General features: G+C 71.0%; 16 protein-coding genes and 1 pseudogene. 11 read left to right on the top strand and 6 right to left on the bottom strand.

Annotated elements, in window-relative coordinates:
• Positions 1–5 precede the first annotated feature (5 nt).
• The 4 genes from hypF to hypE all read left to right on the top strand — a co-directional run bounded on the left by hypF (position 6) and on the right by hypE (position 5,050).
• A complete protein-coding gene (gene hypF / locus ABH940_RS20230; RefSeq protein ID WP_370105898.1) occupies positions 6–2,444 on the top strand; it encodes a carbamoyltransferase HypF in 2,439 nt (812 codons plus the stop codon).
• Between the two features lie 38 nt (positions 2,445–2,482).
• On the top strand, positions 2,483–2,842 hold the full coding sequence (locus ABH940_RS20235; protein WP_370069714.1) for a HypC/HybG/HupF family hydrogenase formation chaperone: 360 nt from the start codon (positions 2,483–2,485) through the stop codon (positions 2,840–2,842).
• Positions 2,843–2,844: 2 nt separating this feature from the next.
• Positions 2,845–3,984, top strand: a complete 1,140-nt coding sequence (gene hypD, locus ABH940_RS20240) for a hydrogenase formation protein HypD (RefSeq protein ID WP_370105899.1) — start codon at positions 2,845–2,847, stop codon at positions 3,982–3,984.
• 76 nt (positions 3,985–4,060) lie between these two features.
• On the top strand, positions 4,061–5,050 hold the full coding sequence (gene hypE, locus ABH940_RS20245; protein ID WP_370069908.1) for a hydrogenase expression/formation protein HypE: 990 nt from the start codon (positions 4,061–4,063) through the stop codon (positions 5,048–5,050).
• Positions 5,051–5,072: 22 nt separating this feature from the next.
• Here hypE and ABH940_RS20250 read toward each other — a convergent pair whose 3' ends face one another.
• Entirely contained in the window at positions 5,073–5,600 is a 528-nt protein-coding gene (locus ABH940_RS20250; RefSeq protein WP_370105905.1) for a hypothetical protein, read from the bottom strand.
• An 818-nt stretch (positions 5,601–6,418) separates the two neighbouring features.
• Here ABH940_RS20250 and ABH940_RS20255 point away from each other — a divergent pair.
• Entirely contained in the window at positions 6,419–6,622 is a 204-nt protein-coding gene (locus ABH940_RS20255; protein WP_370069708.1) for a DUF1918 domain-containing protein, read from the top strand.
• A 139-nt stretch (positions 6,623–6,761) separates the two neighbouring features.
• Here ABH940_RS20255 and ABH940_RS20260 read toward each other — a convergent pair.
• A pseudogene (locus ABH940_RS20260) lies at positions 6,762–7,262 on the bottom strand (YceI family protein); the annotation flags it as partial.
• A 65-nt stretch (positions 7,263–7,327) separates the two neighbouring features.
• On the opposite strand from ABH940_RS20260, the gene ABH940_RS20265 reads away from it, so the two are divergent.
• Together ABH940_RS20265 and ABH940_RS20270 are read left to right on the top strand one after the other, a co-directional pair.
• Positions 7,328–8,797, top strand: coding sequence for a glucose-6-phosphate dehydrogenase (locus ABH940_RS20265; RefSeq protein ID WP_370069706.1), 1,470 nt, complete (start codon positions 7,328–7,330; stop codon positions 8,795–8,797).
• Positions 8,798–8,875: 78 nt separating this feature from the next.
• On the top strand, positions 8,876–9,040 hold the full coding sequence (locus ABH940_RS20270; protein WP_370069704.1) for a hypothetical protein: 165 nt from the start codon (positions 8,876–8,878) through the stop codon (positions 9,038–9,040).
• Between the two features lie 33 nt (positions 9,041–9,073).
• Here the strand turns inward: ABH940_RS20270 and ABH940_RS20275 are convergent, their stop codons facing one another.
• The gene (locus ABH940_RS20275) at positions 9,074–9,994 is read right to left on the bottom strand and encodes an NADP-dependent oxidoreductase (protein WP_370069702.1); all 921 of its coding nucleotides are present in this window, start codon (positions 9,992–9,994) and stop codon (positions 9,074–9,076) included.
• Positions 9,995–10,118: 124 nt separating this feature from the next.
• Here ABH940_RS20275 and ABH940_RS20280 point away from each other — a divergent pair, with 124 nt between their 5' ends.
• The gene (locus ABH940_RS20280; protein ID WP_370069700.1) at positions 10,119–10,343 is read left to right on the top strand and encodes an Hsp20/alpha crystallin family protein; all 225 of its coding nucleotides are present in this window, start codon (positions 10,119–10,121) and stop codon (positions 10,341–10,343) included.
• 9 nt (positions 10,344–10,352) lie between these two features.
• Here ABH940_RS20280 and ABH940_RS20285 read toward each other — a convergent pair whose 3' ends face one another.
• A complete protein-coding gene (locus ABH940_RS20285; RefSeq protein WP_370069698.1) occupies positions 10,353–10,574 on the bottom strand; it encodes a DUF1918 domain-containing protein in 222 nt (73 codons plus the stop codon).
• Between the two features lie 135 nt (positions 10,575–10,709).
• Between ABH940_RS20285 and ABH940_RS20290 the strand changes: the two genes are divergently transcribed.
• Positions 10,710–11,687 (top strand): Dyp-type peroxidase, encoded by a 978-nt coding sequence (locus ABH940_RS20290; protein WP_370069696.1) that lies wholly within the window; start codon positions 10,710–10,712, stop codon positions 11,685–11,687.
• A gap of 41 nt (positions 11,688–11,728) precedes the next feature.
• The gene (locus ABH940_RS20295; RefSeq protein ID WP_370069694.1) at positions 11,729–12,526 is read left to right on the top strand and encodes a family 1 encapsulin nanocompartment shell protein; all 798 of its coding nucleotides are present in this window, start codon (positions 11,729–11,731) and stop codon (positions 12,524–12,526) included.
• Between the two features lie 78 nt (positions 12,527–12,604).
• Here the strand turns inward: ABH940_RS20295 and ABH940_RS20300 are convergent, their stop codons facing one another.
• Both ABH940_RS20300 and ABH940_RS20305 read right to left on the bottom strand, forming a co-directional pair.
• Positions 12,605–12,886: a hypothetical protein gene (locus ABH940_RS20300; RefSeq protein WP_370069692.1), complete on the bottom strand. Its 282-nt coding sequence runs from the start codon at positions 12,884–12,886 to the stop codon at positions 12,605–12,607.
• Positions 12,887–12,896: 10 nt separating this feature from the next.
• Positions 12,897–15,449: an ATP-dependent Clp protease ATP-binding subunit gene (locus tag ABH940_RS20305; RefSeq protein ID WP_370105900.1), complete on the bottom strand. Its 2,553-nt coding sequence runs from the start codon at positions 15,447–15,449 to the stop codon at positions 12,897–12,899.
• Positions 15,450–15,712: 263 nt separating this feature from the next.
• On the opposite strand from ABH940_RS20305, the gene ABH940_RS20310 reads away from it, so the two are divergent.
• Positions 15,713–16,812: molybdopterin-dependent oxidoreductase (locus tag ABH940_RS20310; RefSeq protein ID WP_370105901.1), on the top strand; the 1,100-nt coding region annotated here is incomplete at its 3' end.

Raw genomic sequence — 16,812 nt, forward strand, 5'->3', positions numbered from 1 at the left:
GACCGATGACCGCGCCCACGACCACCCCCGAGCGCCCCGCCGGCGGGGAACGTCGCCGCGTGACGGTCCGGGGCGTGGTCCAGGGCGTGGGCTTCCGGCCGTTCGTCTTCGGGCTGGCCAACGAGCTCCGGCTGGCCGGGTTCGTCACCAACACCGGTGAGGGCGTGGTCACCGAGGTGGAGGGCGCGCACGAGGCCGTCGCCGCGTTCTGCCTCCGGATCGCCGCAGACGCGCCGCCGTTGGCCGTGGTCGAGTCGGTCAGCCACGAGAGCGTCGCCGCCGCCGGTGAGACGGGCTTCCGGATCGAGGTCTCCCGGTCGGAGGGCCCGCGCCGCACGCTGGTCTCGCCGGACACCGCCACCTGCGCCGCCTGCCTGGCCGAGCTGGCCGATCCGCGGAACCGCCGCTACCGGCACCCCTTCATCACCTGCACGCACTGCGGCCCGCGTTTCACCATCGTCACCGGCCTGCCCTACGACCGGGCCAACACCACCATGGCCCGGTTCCCGATGTGTGCGCGCTGCGAGCGCGAGTACACCGACCCCGCCGACCGCCGCTTCCACGCCCAGCCGGTGGCCTGCCACGACTGCGGCCCGACGCTGCGACTGCTGCTCGCAGACGAGGGAGGCGACGGCCGTCCGCCCTTGGACGCCCCGGGCGCCCCGGACTCTGACCCGATCGCCGCCGCCCGGCGTCTCCTTGCGGACGGTCGGATCCTGGCCGTGAAGGGCCTCGGCGGATACCACCTCGCCTGCGACGCGACCAATGCGGCGAGCGTCGCCCTGCTGCGCCGCCGAAAGAACCGCGGCGACAAGCCGTTCGCGCTGATGGTCGCCCAACTCGCCGACGTCGAGCCGCTGGTGCGTATCGACGACGCCGAGCGCCGACTGCTCACCGGAAACCGCCGCCCGATTGTGCTGCTGCGGCGTCGTGGTGATGTGGCGTCAGAAACGCTCGACGGTACGGTCCCGGCCGCCGAGGTCGCACCCGGCAGTCCGGATCTGGGCGTGATGCTGCCCTACACCCCGTTGCACCACCTGCTGCTCGGCCTCCCCGGCGACCGGCCCGGCCCGCGTCTGCTGGTGATGACCAGCGGAAACCTCGGCGGTGAGCCGATCGTCACCGACGACGCGGAGGCGCTGACCAGGCTCGCGCCGCTGGTGGACGCGTGGCTGACGCACGACCGGCCGATCCAGGTGCCGTGCGACGACTCCGTCGTGCGGGTGGTGGACGGCGAGGAACTGCTGGTCCGGCGTTCGCGCGGCTACGCGCCGCTTCCGGTCACGCTGGCCTTCCCGGTCCGGCCCGCGTTGGCGGTCGGCGGGGACCTGAAGAACGCCTTCTGCCTCGGTCAGCAGCGTCACGCGTGGCTCTCCGCGCACGTCGGCGACATGGACGACCTCGCCACGCTCACCGCGTTCAAGTGTGCCGAGCGGCAGTTGGAGAGCATCACCGGCGTCACGCCGACCCTGCTCGCCGCCGACGCGCACCCCGGCTACCGTGCCTCGGGCTGGGCGCGCCGCAACGCCGGGGAGCGGCCGGTGCGGTCGGTGCAGCACCACCACGCGCATGTGGCCGCAGTGATGGCCGAGAACGGCCTGGACGGCACCGGTCCGGTGCTCGGCGTCGCCTTCGACGGAACCGGCTACGGCGACGACGCGGCCGTGTGGGGCGGCGAGTTTCTCCTCGCCGACTACGACGGCTACCGACGGCTCGCCCATCTCGCCTACGTCCCGTTGCCCGGTGGCGACGCGGCGGTGCGCCGCCCCTACCGGATGGCCCTGGCCCACCTCTTCGCCGCCGGACTGCCGTGGGACGACCGCCTGCCCTGCGTCGCCGCCTGCCCGGACGACGAACGGCCGGTGCTGGAACGGCAGTTGCAGCGTGGTCTGGCCTGCGTGCCGACATCGAGCACGGGCCGCCTCTTCGACGCGGTCTCGTCCCTCGCGGGCGTCTGTCACCAGGCGCGCTACGAGGCGCAGGCCGCGATCGAGTGGGAGGCCGCGGCCTACGCCTGGCAGCGCGACGGCGGCGCGTCCGGCCGTGGCTACCGCTTCGCGCTCGCGTCCCCGGCTGGGGATGCGACCCGCGGTGCGGACGCGCCGCTGCGGCTCGACCCTGGACCGGTGCTCGCCGCTGTCGCGGCGGACGTGCTCGCGGGTGCGCCGACCGGCCTGATCGCCTCCCGGTTCCACAGTGGCCTCGCCGACGCGGTCCGGCAGGTCTGCGCGACCGTCCGGGAGCGGACCGGCGTCGGGACCGTGGCCCTGAGCGGCGGAGTCTTCGCCAACGCGCTGCTGGCCTCCGCGTGCGCGTGCGGATTGCGAAACGACGGCTTCACCGTGCTGCGCCACCGCTTGGTCCCGCCCAACGACGGCGGGCTCGCGCTCGGCCAACTCGCCGTCGCCGCCCGCGTCCAGACCACTGAGCGACCCCAGGTTTGATCCTCCCAGGCTGATCCGAGACAAGGAGAAGAGCGTCCATGTGCCTCGCGGTACCCGGAAGAGTCCTCGAGATCGAGGAGCGGGACGGAACTCGGATGGCCACCGTCGACTTCGGTGGTGTGGTCAAGGACGTGTGCCTGGAGTACCTGCCCGACCTGCAGGTCGGCGAGTACACCATCGTCCATGTCGGCTTTGCCCTGCAACGACTTGACGAGGAGTCAGCACGCCGCACCCTCGCCCTTTTCGAGGGGCTCGGGCTGCTGGAGGAGGAGTTCGGCGACCAGTGGGAGATCGCCGCCCGGGCCGCCGGATCCGATGGCACAGACGCCACGCGCGGCACGGACGGCACACGCGGCACAGACGGCACGCACGGCGTAGACGTGCAGCGGGAGGCGTAGCGGTGAAGTACCTCGAAGAGTTCCAGAATCCCGACCTCGCCCGGCGGTTGCTGGACGAGATCCATGCCACGGTGACCCGACCCTGGGCGCTGATGGAGGTGTGCGGCGGTCAGACCCACTCCATCATCCGCCATGGCATCGACCAACTCCTGCCCGACCAGGTCGAGTTGATCCACGGCCCCGGCTGTCCGGTGTGTGTGACGCCGCTGGACGTCATCGACAAGGCACTGGAGATCGCCTCGCGCCCGGACGTGATCTTCTGCTCCTTCGGCGACATGCTCCGCGTCCCGGGCACCGGGCGCGACCTGTTCCAGGTGCGCAGCGAGGGCGGCGACGTGCGCGTCGTCTACTCGCCGCTGGACGCGCTGCGGATCGCGCAGCAGAACCCCGGGAAGCAGGTGGTCTTCTTCGGCATCGGCTTCGAGACCACCGCTCCACCCAACGCCATGACGGTGCATCAGGCGGGCAAGCTCGGCATCCGCAACTTCAGCCTGCTGGTCTCGCACGTCCGGGTCCCGCCCGCGATCGAGGCCATCATGAGCTCGGCGGAGTGCCGGGTCCAGGCCTTCCTGGCCGCCGGGCACGTCTGCAGCGTGATGGGCGTCGAGGAGTACCCCGAACTGGCCGAGCGGTTCCGGGTGCCGATCGTGGTCACCGGGTTCGAGCCGCTCGACATCCTGGAGGGCGTCCGCCGCGCGGTGCGCCAACTGGAGCGCGGTGAGCACACGGTGGAGAACGCCTACGAGCGCGCCGTCCGACCCGAGGGCAACCCGGCGGCCCTGGCGATGCTGGCCGACCTGTTCGAGGTCACCGACCGCGCCTGGCGCGGCATCGGCGTGATCCCGCGCAGCGGCTGGCGACTTGCCGAGAAATACCGCGAGTACGACGCCGAACACCGGTTCCAGGTAGGGGAGATCGCCACTCAGGAGCCGGCCGCCTGCCGCGCCGGTGAGGTGCTCCAGGGCCTGATCAAGCCGCACCAGTGCGAGGCCTTCGGGACCGCCTGCACCCCGCGCACACCGCTCGGCGCGACCATGGTCTCCAGCGAGGGGGCCTGCGCCGCGTACTACCTCTACCGGCGCCTGGGCAGCACGCCCACGGCCCAGCCGCAGCAGACCCTGGAGGGGACCTCCGTTGGCTGACACCCTGGATGTTCAGGCACCGGACTTCTCCGGCTGGACCTGTCCCGCTCCGCTGCGTGACCTGCCCCGGATCGTCATGGGCCACGGCGGTGGCGGAACGCTCTCCGGCGAGCTGGTCCAGCACGTCTTCGCCCCGGCCTTCGGTGGGGAGCACCTGGCGGCGCTCGGCGACTCCGCCGTGCTGGACGTCGGGGGCGTGCGACTCGCCTTCTCCACCGACTCGTTCGTGGTCCGGCCGCTCTTCTTCCCCGGCGGCAGCATCGGCGACCTGGCGGTCAACGGCACCGTCAACGACCTGGCCATGAGCGGCGCTGAGCCGCTCTACCTCTCCTGCGGGTTCATCCTGGAGGAGGGCGTCGAGACGGCCACCGTCGCCCGGGTCGCCGAGGCGCTCGGCGCGGCGGCCCGCAGCGCGGGCGTCGAGGTCGTCACCGGCGACACCAAGGTGGTGGAGGCCGGCCACGGCGACGGCCTCTACATCAACACGGCGGGTATCGGCGTGGTCCCGACCGGTGTCGACATCCGGCCGCAGCGTGCGGTGCCGGGGGACGTGGTCATCGTCAGCGGGCCGATCGGCGTGCACGGCGTGGCCATCATGAGCGTCCGCGAGGGCCTGGAGTTCGGCGTCGAGGTGCAGAGCGACTGCGCGGCCCTCGGCGGCCTCGTCCAGACGATGCTGGGCGCCTGCCGCGACCTGCACGTGCTGCGCGATCCGACCCGGGGCGGACTGGCCGCGGCGCTCAACGAGATCGCCCAGGCCTCGTCGGTCGGCGTGGTCGTCCAGGAGCGCGCGGTCCCGGTCCCGCCCGAGGTGGCCAACGCCTGCGCGATCCTCGGCCTGGACCCCTGGTACGTGGCCAACGAGGGCAAGCTGGTCGCCTTCGTCCCGCGTGCCGAGGCGGACGCCGTCCTCGCGGCGATGCGCGCCCACCCGCTGGGCGCGCAGGCGGCGATCGTGGGCGAGTGCACGGACGATCACCCGGGCATGGTCGTCGCCCGCACGGGCCTGGGCGGCACCCGCGTCGTGGACACTCCGCTCGGCGAGCAGTTGCCCCGGATCTGCTGAACAGGGCCATGGTCGGGCGGACTCAGGACCTTCCCGCCCGCCCGACCATCGCAGCCCAGCGAGCGGGCGGCAGCTTCATAGTGATCGCCTGCTCCAGTGCCGCCCGCTGCCGTCGGCTCAGCTCGGGCTGCACATGGTGCAGGTGGCGCGGGAACATCAGCGAGACCAGGTTGTGCCTCGGCAACTCGACGGCGGGCAGGACCGCAGGCATCCGCAACTCGTACTGGCTGTACGCCAGGCCCGCCGCCTGGGCGACCTGCGCGACCTTGGAGTCGCTCATCCCGAGCCCCGGCATGGTGAGCAGCCGTCGGCTGCCGGCGTCCAGCAGCAGGAGCCGTACCTCCGAGGCTTGGCCGTAGTTCTCGCGCAGCCAGACCAGTTCCACCGGCACGTCGGCCAACGGCGAGCCGAGCGCCGACGGCGGGGTGTTCGGCCCGAGCTGGATCCTGAAGCTGCCGGCAGGTCCGTAGCAGACCACCAGCGCCTGGCCGGTCCAGTGCAGATAGGCGCTGTGCACCCACAGCTCGTCCTCGGGGGGGAGGTTCCGCACGCCCAGCGGCCCCGGCCCCGGCGCCGTGAAGGGTGGGCGCTGCACATGACGCCCAACCCGCCGGGCGCGGGCAGGAACCGGTCCGGCACCAGCCGGCCGGACCGTCCGCGCGTCGGATCGAACTCCAGCGGCCGATCCTGCCCCGCCCGCGCAGTCAGAGTCTGCGCCTCCTCCAGGACCCGCCCGGCGCGCACGTCCCGCCGCAGTGCGCGCGGGGTGAACTGCCAGAGCACCGCCTCCACCAGCAGCGGGACAGGTACCAACAGCGCGGCCCAGACCGACGCCGTGCCGAACCGGAGGAGCAGGCCGACTGCCGCTGCCATGGCGAGCACCGTGCTCACCCGTAGTGCGATCCGCCGACTCAGCCGCCGTAGCCGCAGTGCGTCCGCCAGCCCCTCCTCGGGGGCCGTCCAGACCCGCCAGCTGAACGCCGTGAGCAGGCACGGCAGCGCCGACTCGATCCACACCTCCCGCGCGGTGGTGGCGCCCTGCCGCAAGCCGACGGCGACACAGACAGCCCCGGCCAGCGCCGGGACGCCGGTCAGCACATACCTGCGCCGACGCATCCAGAACGCTCTGCAGCGGTACCGCAGAACGGACATGACATTCCGTTGCACCCTGTCCATGGCGCGCCCCCCGTTTCCCCGTGTGCGCCCGACAGCAGGAGTATCCGCCTGGAACGGCGGCCGGGCACCGAGTCGGTCTCGGTCGGATCTCCCGGGCCGTGGCCACGCCGGTTGCCGGTGGTGCGGGGCGGTGGTGAGCTTGAGGGGAGCCGAGAACCGGCAGAGCAGCGTGGGGAAGCGGGTGACGACGGGATGAAGGCGAAAGTAGGTGACCGGCTGCGCTTCCTGGGGCACCAGGTGGGCGCGCCCGACCACTTCGGTCGGGTGGTCGAGGTGATGGGCAAGGAAGGCGATCCGCCGTACCTGGTCGAGTTCGACGACGGGCACCGGGCTGAGGTCTTCCCCGGGACCGACTGCGAACTCGAACACGCGGGTGCCCGTCACAGCGCCGCATAGACCGCAGAGAGCAAGGGCTTAGCCCCGCGCGTCTGCGCGGGGCTACGCCATTCGGGTGATTGCGCGGTTCAGGGCTGCCGGATCGCCGAGATCTCGAACTCCAGCCGGATCTTGTCGCTGACCAGCTGCCCTTGACCGACAGGTCGCCCACCACGTTGAAGTGCGTGGCGTCGACCGGTTCGACCGCCGTGGAGACGAAAGTGATCTCCGGGTGGTTCGGCAGGTCGAGGAAGTCGTTGCTGCGCAGGTGGCCGTCGCGCTGCTCGTTGCGGGTGTCGAGGCTGTCGGTCTTGATCGTGATGCGGACCGAGGACTTGCTCGGGTCGGCTCCGTCGACCTGCGCGGTGCCGTCGAACTCCTTGAAGAACCCGCGGACCTTGGTGACCATCGCGTGCCGGGCGACGAAGCCGATCTCGCTGCGCGCCGGGTCCAGCGCGTAGACCCCGGTCAGGTCGGCGTGGGGGTGGTCGTCATCACGGGCTCCAGAGGGACGCGGCAGGGGCGGGCGGGCTGCTCGGGCGGGCTCCACGTTAGGCAGCCGCGCACAGGGCCGCTTCCCGTCGCGCGATCCCGACCTCCGGCCGACCTCCGAACGGCCCAACCCCGTCCCCGAAGCAATGGATTTCCGGCCGCCGGGCACCTTCTGCGCAAGGGACGGGTACGGCTGCGCGCATGTGCGCTGCAGCTGCTTCCCAGGGTTCCCAGGTGACCGCTTCCGCCGCCCTGGAGGGTGCCGATTCCGCCGCGCTGGAGGGCGCCGACGTGCTGGTGCTCTTCGGCATCACCGGCGACCTGGCCAGGAAGATGATCCTGCCCGCCCTCTACCGGCTCTCCGAGAACGGTCTGCTGACCGTCCCCGTCGTGGGAGTCACCACCCGGGCCTGGGACGACGGAATGGTGCGCGCCCACGCCCGCGAGGCGGTGACGGCGGCCATCGAGGACTTCGACGAGGACGTGTTCCAGCGCTTCGCCGCGCAGTTGTCCATCGTCGGCGGGGTCCAGGCCGACCCGAACACCATGAGGCCCCTCGCCGACGCGATCCACGGATTCGCCGCCTTCTACCTGGCTGTCCCGCCCTCGCTGTTCCTTCCCTTGGCCAAGGCACTGGCCGAGGCGGGGCTCAACCGCGGCGCGAGGCTGGTCGTGGAGAAGCCGTTCGGCCACGACCTCGCCTCCTGCCGCGAGTTGCAGACCGACCTGGCACGGTACTTCGACGACGACCACCTGCTGCACGTCGACCACTTCCTCGGGGAGGAGACCGTGCGCGGCCTGCCCGGCCTGCGCACCGCCAACACGCTGCTGACCCCGGTCTGGAGCCGGGACTGGATCGACAACGTGCAGATCACCCTGGCCGAGGACTTCGGCGTCGCGGACCGCGGCTCCTTCTACGATGCGGTCGGCTGCATCCGTGACGTGGTGCAGAACCACCTGCTGCAACTCCTCGCCTACCTGGCCATGGAGCCGATCGGCACCGAGGCCCTGCGGACCCGGGGGCAGCCCGACGCGCAGGCAAAGGCAGAGGCCCGGGCGCACGAGGCGTTGCGCCTGTTGCAGGCGGTGCGCACGCTCAGGCCCGAGGACGCCGTGCTGGGCCAGTTCCAGGGCTACCGGCAGGTGCGCGGGGTCCACCCCGACTCGACCACCGAGACGTACGTGGCGCTGCGTCTGTCCATCGACAACGAGCGCTGGGCCGGGGTGCCCTTCTGCATCCGCAGCGGGAAGTGCCTGGCCGCAACGGCCACCGAGGTCGTCGTCCAACTGCGCGCACCCTCGCTCTTCCCGGACCGGCCCGGGAGTGGGAGCCACGCCATGCCGCCCGACCTGATCCGGTTCCGGATCAAGCCGGACCCCGGTCTGACGTTCGCCGTCACCCTGGAGCGCCCGGAACCGCCGCACGAGCGGGTGACCGGCGCGGCCGGCGTCGACTTCGAGACGGTGCTCGGTCGTGAGCCGCTGCCCTACGAGACCGTGCTGCACGCGGCGATCGTCGGCGACCCGGTCCCCTTCGCCGCGTTCCCGTGCATCGAGGAGGCCTGGCGGATCGTCGGGGACGTGATCGACACCGGCAGCCGGCCGCTTCCGTACGAGCCGGGCAGCTGGGGGCCGGAGGCCGCGCGGCGACTCGTGCCGGGCGACGGCTGGCACCAGCCGCTCTGGGCGCTGCCGGGCACGTGACCGGCCGCAGTGACGACCGGGGCGGCGACCGGAGTGGCCGGAGTGGCGGCCAGTGCGGGATGGGCGTGCGCTTGAGGTATGAGCGACGACGACATCATCACCGCGTGGACGGAACGCCTGCGCGTGCAGGCGCCCGGCCTCTCGCCCGAGCGGGCCCGACGCTTCGTGCATGACCTGTTCTACGCGGCGCAGCGCGAGCTGGACAAGGAGCAGGCGGAGGCCGACTACGACCGCGAGGAGTGACGCGACCGCTCGCCGGAGCCCGCTCTGCGGAACTCAGGGCACGATCACCAGCTTGCCCCGGGTGTGTCCGGTCCGGCTGGCGTCGAAGGCGGCGGCGACCTGGTCGAGCGGGAAGGTCTGCGCGACCTCCACGGTCAGTGCGCCCCGGTCGACGACGGTCGCCAGCTCGGCCAGCTTCACCCCGTCCGGGCGGACCCAGATCCACATGCCGCCGTGCTGCTCGACGGTCGGGTCGGCGACGGAGGCGTTCCGCCCGCCGGGCGCGAGCACGGCCAGGGTCACGTCCACCTGTCCGCCGACGAAGTCCGCGACGGCGGTGACCCCGTCCGGAGCCAGGGCGCGGATCCGCTCGGCCACGCCGTCGCCGTAGGCCACAGGCTCGGCGCCGAGCTTGCGCACGTAACCGTGGTTCCGCTCCGAGGCGGTGCCGATCACCTTGGCCCCACGGTCGACGCCCAGCTGCACGGCAATGCTCCCCACCCCGCCGGCCGCGCCGTAGACCAGCAGCACGTCGTCCGGGCCGACGCCCATCCGGTCCAGGGTGCGCAGCGCGGTCAGGCCCGCGAGCGGCAGGCCGCCCGCCTGCGCCCAGTCCAACCCGTCCGGCTTGCGGGCGACGTGCTGGGCTGAGACCGACACGAGTTCGGCGAACGTGCCCGCGTGGATCGCGTCCTTGCGGGCGTAGGCCATCACCGGGTCGCCCGGTGCGAACTCGGGCGTGTCCGGGCCCACGGCCACGACCGCCCCGGCCACGTCCCAGCCCGGGATCACCGGGAAGACGGTGTCCATCATCGGATCGAGGCCGCCCGTCATGACCTTCCAGTCCACGGGGTTCACCCCCGCCGCCCGGACCTGGATCAGCACCTGACCGGGCCCGAGCTTGGGATCGGGCACCTCGCCGAAGCGGAGCCGGGAGTTGTCCACGGCAAAGGCTTCGTATGTCACTGCGCGCATGAGCAGACCTCCTTGCTGCCATCCTCTGCTCCCCGACCACGCCTCGCGCGCCGATACCTGCCAAGGAAACCCGGTTGCAGCAGCGAGCCGTGCCCGGCCGTCCGGTGCGTGCCAGCATCAAGACATGAGTCGTCCCGAACCCACCCGCCGCACCGGCAGTTCGGAGCCCGCGTCCGTCGCCGCGCTGCGTCGCCCGCCGGGCTCCTTCGCCTACGGCATCCGTGTTCCCGGCGACGTCGACGGCGCGGGCATCCAAGCCCGGCTCGCCGACGGCGTGTTGACGGTCACTCTGCCCAAGTCCGGTCAGCCCGCCCGCCGCAGCATCGAGATCGAGGTAGCGGGCGAGTAGTTCGAGTGCCTACAGATAACAGGACTTGGGAGCCACCGTGACCACGCGCGGCTTCCGGACCCGGATGTACGTGGCCGGGCTGGCGACGACGACGGCTTCGTGCCCGTCCTCGTACTCGACCCGGTAGAGCGGGGCAGCTCCGCCGCTCAGGACTTCCTTGACCTTGGCGATCCGGTCGTTGGATCCGGCCGGGCCGTGCATCAGCAGCCAGTCGCCTTTGGCAGCCTGCATCGGGATCGCCTCCCAGGTGGCGCGGGCGGACGTGAATCCCCACCAGTTTAGGCCCGGCCCGTCCGCGTCGCTGCCGGGCGAGGGTGTGGTCCAGCACGTAGCATCGCAAAAGAATCCCGGCGCCAAGGGAGCCTCATGGCCATTCCGCAGACCGTTGTCGCACCCCCCAGCCCCGCGGCCGTCTTCCTCGTCGCCACGATTGCCGACGGCGGCGAGCGGACCGTCCGCGACCTGCTCCAGAATCTGGCCAGTGTGATCCGTACGGTGGCGTTCCGCGCCCCGGAGGACGGTCTCGTGTGTGTCGCCGGCATCGGCTCCGAGGCCTGGGGGCGGCTGTTCCCCGGCAGCCCGCGGCCGCGTGAACTGCACCCGTTCCGGCAACTGGACGGGCCTGTGCACCACGCCCCGGCCACCCCGGGCGACCTGCTGTTCCACATCCGGTCCCGGCGGATGGACCTCTGCTTCGAGCTGGCCCGCCAGGTGACCGAGCACCTCGGCGACGCCGCCACCGTGGTGGACGAGGTGCACGGATTCAAGTACTTCGACGAGCGCGACCTGCTCGGCTTCGTCGACGGAAGTGAGAACCCGACCGGGCCGACCGCCGACGCCACCGTCTACATCGGCGACGAGGATCCGCTGTTCCGGGGCGGCAGTTACGTGATCGTGCAGAAGTACCTGCACGATCTGGCCTCCTGGCTGGAACTCCCCACGCCGGAGCAGGAGAAGGCGATCGGTCGCCACAAGTTCAGCAACGTCGAGTTCCCTGACGACGCCAAGGCGCCGAATGCGCACATCGCCGTCAACCAGGTCGTGGGTGAGGACGGCAGGCAACGCCAGATCGTGCGCGACAACATGCCGTTCGGCGCTGTCGGGAGCGGCGAGTTCGGGACCTACTTCATCGGTTACGCGCGCACCCCGGCGGTGACCGAGCGCATGCTGGACAAGATGTTCCTGGGGGATCCGCCGGGAAACACCGACCGCATTCTCGACTTCTCGACGGCGGTCACCGGCTGCCTGTTCTTCGTGCCGACTGCGGATTTCCTGGACGCCGTCTCCGTAGGTGGCGACGACGGCGGCGGGTCCCTGGGAGTCGGCAGCCTAAAGGACGCCTGACTCAGCCTCAAGCAGCGTGAAGGAGCTGGACGATGTCCGGTATGAGCAATCTGCACCGGGAGTTGGCCCCGATCACACCGTCCGCGTGGTCCCAGATCGAGGAGGAGGCCCGCAGGTCGTTCAAGCGCCATCTTGCGGGCCGCCGCGTCGTGGACGTGACGGGGCCGCAGGGGCCGGAGTTGGCGGCCGTCGGCACGGGTCACCTCACGAACATCGAGCCGCCGGACGCCGACGTCCGCGCCCGGCTCCGTGACGCTCGGCGGTTGGTCGAGCTGCGGGTGCCGTTCACCGTCAGCCGCGCAGCCGTCGACGACGTCGAACGCGGCTCCCAGGACTCCGACTGGCAACCCGTCAAGGACGCGGCGCGGGTCATGGCGTTCACCGAGGACCGCGCTGTCTTCGACGGCTACCAGGCGGCCGGCATCGAGGGCCTGCGCGCCCGCAGCTCCAACCCGGTGCTGACGCTGCCCGCCGACCCGGACGGCTACCCGGACGCGATCAGCAGTGCGCTCACCGCGCTGCGGCTGGCGGGCGTCGGCGGGCCGTACTCGGTGCTGCTCGGCGCGGACGAGTACCGCGCGGTCAGCGAGACCTCCGACCACGGCTATCCGATCGCCAAGCACGTCGCCAACATGATCGACGGCGACGTGGTCTGGGCACCCGCGCTCACCGGCGCGTACGTGATGACCACGCGCGGGGGCGACTTCGAACTCCGGCTCGGTCAGGACCTGTCGATCGGCTACAGCTCGCACGACCGGGAGAACATCGAGCTGTACTTCCAGGAGACGCTGACCTACCTCACCTACACGGACGAGGCCGTCGTGGTGCTGCGCCCCTGAGCCCACGAACTGCGGTGACAGGACCGGGCCCCTCGGGAGTCATCTCCCGAGGGGCCCGGTCCTGTCACCGCTGGTTGCTCACGTGTAGCTGCTCGGCGGGAAGTCCTCGCGGTCCTTGCGGTGGACGCCCTTGTCGGGGTTGAGTTCGCCCTCCGCGACCTCGCGGTCGACCTCGGACTCCTCGCCGCGGTACTGCTCCTTGGAGCTGGGTTCGGCCTCGGGGTCCAGGCCCACCTCCTCGCGGTCCTCCTCGGTGCGCTCCTCGAGTTCGTCCTCGTCGGGGCGGCGTGGAAGGCCGCCACCGTGACCCGTGTCGGGATTGCCCTCGACGGTCTTGTTGGACTTGTGGTGGTGCGCCATGTCTTCCTCCTTACGCGCCGGCGGCCTCGGCGGTGCCCGCGCCGGCCTTCGCCTCGTCCGCCGTGCTGTCCTTGTCGCCTTCCTTCTCGCCCTCGCGGATGGTGCAGTGCAGCGAGTCCTTCACGACGTCGGCGACGATCGTGTCGCCCGGACCCGCGACCCCGCCGAGCAGCAGCGACGCGATCCGGTTGTCGAGTTCGGACTGGATCGTGCGGCGCAGCGGGCGGGCGCCGAACTCGGGCTGGTAGCCGTGGGCGAGCAGCAGCTTCTTGGCGGCGTCGGTGACCTCCAGCGTCATGCCCTGGGCCGCGACCCGGCGTTGGCTCTCGTCCAGCAGGTGGTCGAGGATCCGCGAGAGGTCCTTCTCGGAGAGGGAGTGGAAGATGATGATGTCGTCGATCCGGTTGAGGAACTCCGGCAGGAACCGCCGCCGTAGGTCCTCCATCAGCTCGTCCTTGATCTCGGAGACGTCGCCCTCGTGCTCGATGATGCGGTGGGCGCCGATGTTGGAGGTCATGATGACCACGCAGTGCCGGAAGTTGACGGTTCGGCCCTGGGCGTCGGTCAGGCGGCCGTCGTCGAGGACTTGGAGCAGCGCGTTGAAGATGTCCGGGTGGGCCTTCTCGACCTCGTCGAAGAGGACCACGCTGTAGGGCTGGCGGCGCACCTTCTCGGTGAGCTGGCCCGCCTCCTCGTAGCCGACGTATCCGGGAGGGGCGCCGACCAGGCGGGCGACGGTGTGCTTCTCCTGGAACTCGCTCATGTCGAAGCGGGTCATGCGGTCCGAGTCGCCGAAGAGCTGTTCGGCCAGGGTCTTGGCCAGCTCGGTCTTGCCGACGCCGGTCGGGCCCAGGAACATGAACGAGCCGACCGGGCGGTTCGGGTCGCCCATGCCGGACCGGTTGCGGCGTACCGCCTCGGAGACCGCGGTGACCGCCTCGTCCTGGCCGACGACGCGGTCGTGCATCGCGTCCTCCAGGTTGAGCAGCTTCTCCTTCTCGCTGGTGGTGAGCTGCGAGACGGGGATGCCGGTGCGCCGGGAGATGACGTCGGCGATGTCGTCGGCGGTGACGGTGATGACGCCGGGGCGGCCCTCCTCCAGGCCCGCCAGCTCGCCCTCCTCGACGTCGATCCGGCCCTTGATCTCGGCGGCCTTCTCGAAGTCCTCGCCCGCGACCGCCTGGTCCTTCTCCCGCTTGAGCTGGGCGATCCGTTCCTCGCGGTCGGTGACGTCGGTGGACGGTCCGGACGAGCGGAGCCGGACCCGGGCGCCGGCCTGGTCCATCACGTCGATCGCCTTGTCGGGCAGGAACCGGTCGGAGATGTAGCGGTCGGAGAGCTCGGCGGAGGCTGCCAGGGCCTCGTCGGTGAAGCGGACGCCGTGGTGGGCCTCGTACGCGTCGCGCAGGCCTTCCAGGATCTGCACTGTTTCCTCGACGGTCGGCTCGGGGATCAGCACCGGCTGGAAGCGGCGTTCCAGGGCCGCGTCCTTCTCGATGTGCTTGCGGTACTCGTCGATGGTGGTCGCGCCGACCACGTGCAGTTCGCCGCGGGCCAGCGCGGGCTTGAGCATGTTGCCCGCGTCCATCGAGCCTTCGCCCGCCGAACCGGCGCCGACGACGGTGTGCAGCTCGTCGATGAAGAGGATGATGTTGCCGGCCGAGTCCTGGACGTCCTGGATGACCTTCTTCAGGCGCTCCTCGAACTGCCCCCGGTACTGGGTGCCGGCGACCATGCCGGACAGGTCGAGGGAGACGACGCGCTTGCCCTTCAGCGTCTTCGGAACGTCGCCCGCCACGATCCGCTGGGCCAGGCCCTCGACGATGGCGGTCTTGCCGACGCCCGGTTCGCCGATCAGGACCGGGTTGTTCTTGGAGCGGCGGGAGAGGATCTCGATCGTCTGCTCGATCTCCTCGGCGCGGCCGACGACGGGGTCGAGCTTGCCCGCCTTGGCCTCCTCGGTCAGGTCGCGGCCGAACTCGTCGAGCGTGGTGGCGGGCTTCTGCTCGGCGGGCGCAGAGCCGTCGGCGCGCGCCGCGCGTTCGGTCGCGCCGCGGAGGTTGCCGACGTCCACGCCGGTGGAGCGCAGCGACCGAAGCGCGTCGGGGTCGGCGTCGGAGAGGAGCGCGCCGAGGATGTGCTCGGGGCCGATGTAGGAGGCGCCGGTCGCCTGGGCGTGCTCGTAGGCGGTGGCCAGGGTGCGCTTGGCGGAGGGCGTCAGACCCGGCTCGCCCGTCTCGGCGCCGCCGCGCGGCAGCACCGCGGTGAGCTTGGACGCCAGCGCGTCGGGTTCGAGGCCCGCGCGGGCGATCAGCGACCGCGACGGCTCGACCTGGGTGGCGGCCCAGAGCAGGTGCTCGGTGTCGAGGTCGGTCACACCGTCCTGTTCGGCGCGTTGCGCGGCGAGATTGATGAGTTCCTGGGAGGACTCGGTCAGGAGCCGTCCGATGGGCACCCGCTGCACGTTCGGGGGTGAGGACGCGGGTGACATCCCGAAGAAGTGGTTCAGCAGATCGCTGAACGGATCGGACGAGCCGAAAGCTGAACCGTACGACATCGACATGACAGCTCCAGATATGGAGGGACTACCCACCACTCAAACCCGAGACGTGCGGGGCCGCAAACGCAGCGGATTGCGCTGGACCGAGGCCGATTTCGCGCCTCTGACCCGCGTGTTCCCGCGTGCTTCGAGTGCTGCGTCGGACCGGTCTTCCGAGGTGTCCGCAGGCGCCGGTGATCGTCTGGCACGTGGTGATCAACAGCACTAGCCTGGGCGGACGAGCCGAGCCCCGGCCAGCAACCCCCGCACGGTGGAAGGTGAGTACGGTGAGCGCTCCCGAGGACCCGAAGGTCGAGCTGGAGCCCAGTGTCGGCGCCGTTCCCGCGGAGCGTCCGGAGTTCCACCCCTACCACCACCCCGCAGCGGGCTGGGGCGCTGCCAAGAGCGTCACGAAGTTCCTGACGCGTGAGGGCGAGTACGTCGACGGCCCGCGCGCGATCATGAAGATGAACCACGAGAACGGCGGCTTTGACTGCCCTGGCTGCGCCTGGCCCGACGACATCAAAGGCCTGAAGCTGGACCTGTGCGAGAACGGCATCAAGCACGTCACCTGGGAGATGACCCGCAAGCGGGTCGACCGCGCCTTCTTCGCCGCGCACACGGTCACCGAGCTCGAGGAGTGGAGCGACTTCGCGCTCGAGGACCAGGGCCGCCTCACCGAGCCGATGGTCTACGACGCGGCCACCGACCACTACGTGCCGATCAGTTGGAAGGACGCCTTCGAACTCGTCGGCCGCACCCTGCGCGAGCTGGACGACCCGAACCAAGCCGCGTACTACACCTCCGGAAGACTCGGCAACGAGGCCACCTTCCTCTACCAGTTGATGGCCCGCGAGCTGGGCACCAACAACCTGCCGGACTGCTCCAACATGTGCCACGAGGCCAGCGGACGCGCCATGGAGGCGTCGCTGGGCACCGGCAAGGGCACCGTGGACCTCAAGGACTGGGAGACCACGGACGCGTTGTTCATCATGGGCGTCAACGCGGCGTCCAACGCGCCCCGGATGCTGACCGCGCTGGCCGAGGCGTACAAGCGCGGGGCGCAGATCGTGCACATCAACCCGCTGGTCGAGGCCGCGGCCACGCGGACGATCATCCCGCACGACTTCGTCGACATGGCGCTGAACAAGTCCACGAAGACCAGTACCCTCAACGTCCAGCCGCGCATCGGCGGGGACATGGCGCTGCTGCGCGGCGTGGCCAAGGCGGTGCTGGCGCAGGCGAAGACGGATCCCAGGGCGCTGGACCAGCTCTTCATCGACCGGCACACCGCGGGCTTCGAGAAGTACCGGGAGGTGTGCGAGGCCACCTCCTGGGAGGAGATCGAGCGCCAGTCCGGCGTCTCCCGCGCCGAGATCCTGCGGGT

It is taken from the genome of Streptacidiphilus sp. BW17 (genome assembly GCF_041262485.1).
Lineage (GTDB): Bacteria > Actinomycetota > Actinomycetes > Streptomycetales > Streptomycetaceae > Streptacidiphilus.

Coding starts and splice junctions, on each gene's coding strand:
- ABH940_RS20275 (WP_370069702.1), bottom strand. CDS start 9,994: ATGCGCGCAGTGACATACGAAGCCTTTGCCGTGGACAACTCCCGGCTC.
- ABH940_RS20295 (WP_370069694.1), top strand. CDS start 11,729: ATGAGCAATCTGCACCGGGAGTTGGCCCCGATCACACCGTCCGCGTGG.
- ABH940_RS20280 (WP_370069700.1), top strand. CDS start 10,119: ATGAGTCGTCCCGAACCCACCCGCCGCACCGGCAGTTCGGAGCCCGCG.
- ABH940_RS20285 (WP_370069698.1), bottom strand. CDS start 10,574: ATGCAGGCTGCCAAAGGCGACTGGCTGCTGATGCACGGCCCGGCCGGA.
- hypE (WP_370069908.1), top strand. CDS start 4,061: ATGGGCCACGGCGGTGGCGGAACGCTCTCCGGCGAGCTGGTCCAGCAC.
- ABH940_RS20290 (WP_370069696.1), top strand. CDS start 10,710: ATGGCCATTCCGCAGACCGTTGTCGCACCCCCCAGCCCCGCGGCCGTC.
- ABH940_RS20305 (WP_370105900.1), bottom strand. CDS start 15,449: ATGTCGATGTCGTACGGTTCAGCTTTCGGCTCGTCCGATCCGTTCAGC.
- hypF (WP_370105898.1), top strand. CDS start 6: ATGACCGCGCCCACGACCACCCCCGAGCGCCCCGCCGGCGGGGAACGT.
- ABH940_RS20255 (WP_370069708.1), top strand. CDS start 6,419: ATGAAGGCGAAAGTAGGTGACCGGCTGCGCTTCCTGGGGCACCAGGTG.
- ABH940_RS20270 (WP_370069704.1), top strand. CDS start 8,876: ATGAGCGACGACGACATCATCACCGCGTGGACGGAACGCCTGCGCGTG.
- ABH940_RS20300 (WP_370069692.1), bottom strand. CDS start 12,886: ATGGCGCACCACCACAAGTCCAACAAGACCGTCGAGGGCAATCCCGAC.
- ABH940_RS20235 (WP_370069714.1), top strand. CDS start 2,483: ATGTGCCTCGCGGTACCCGGAAGAGTCCTCGAGATCGAGGAGCGGGAC.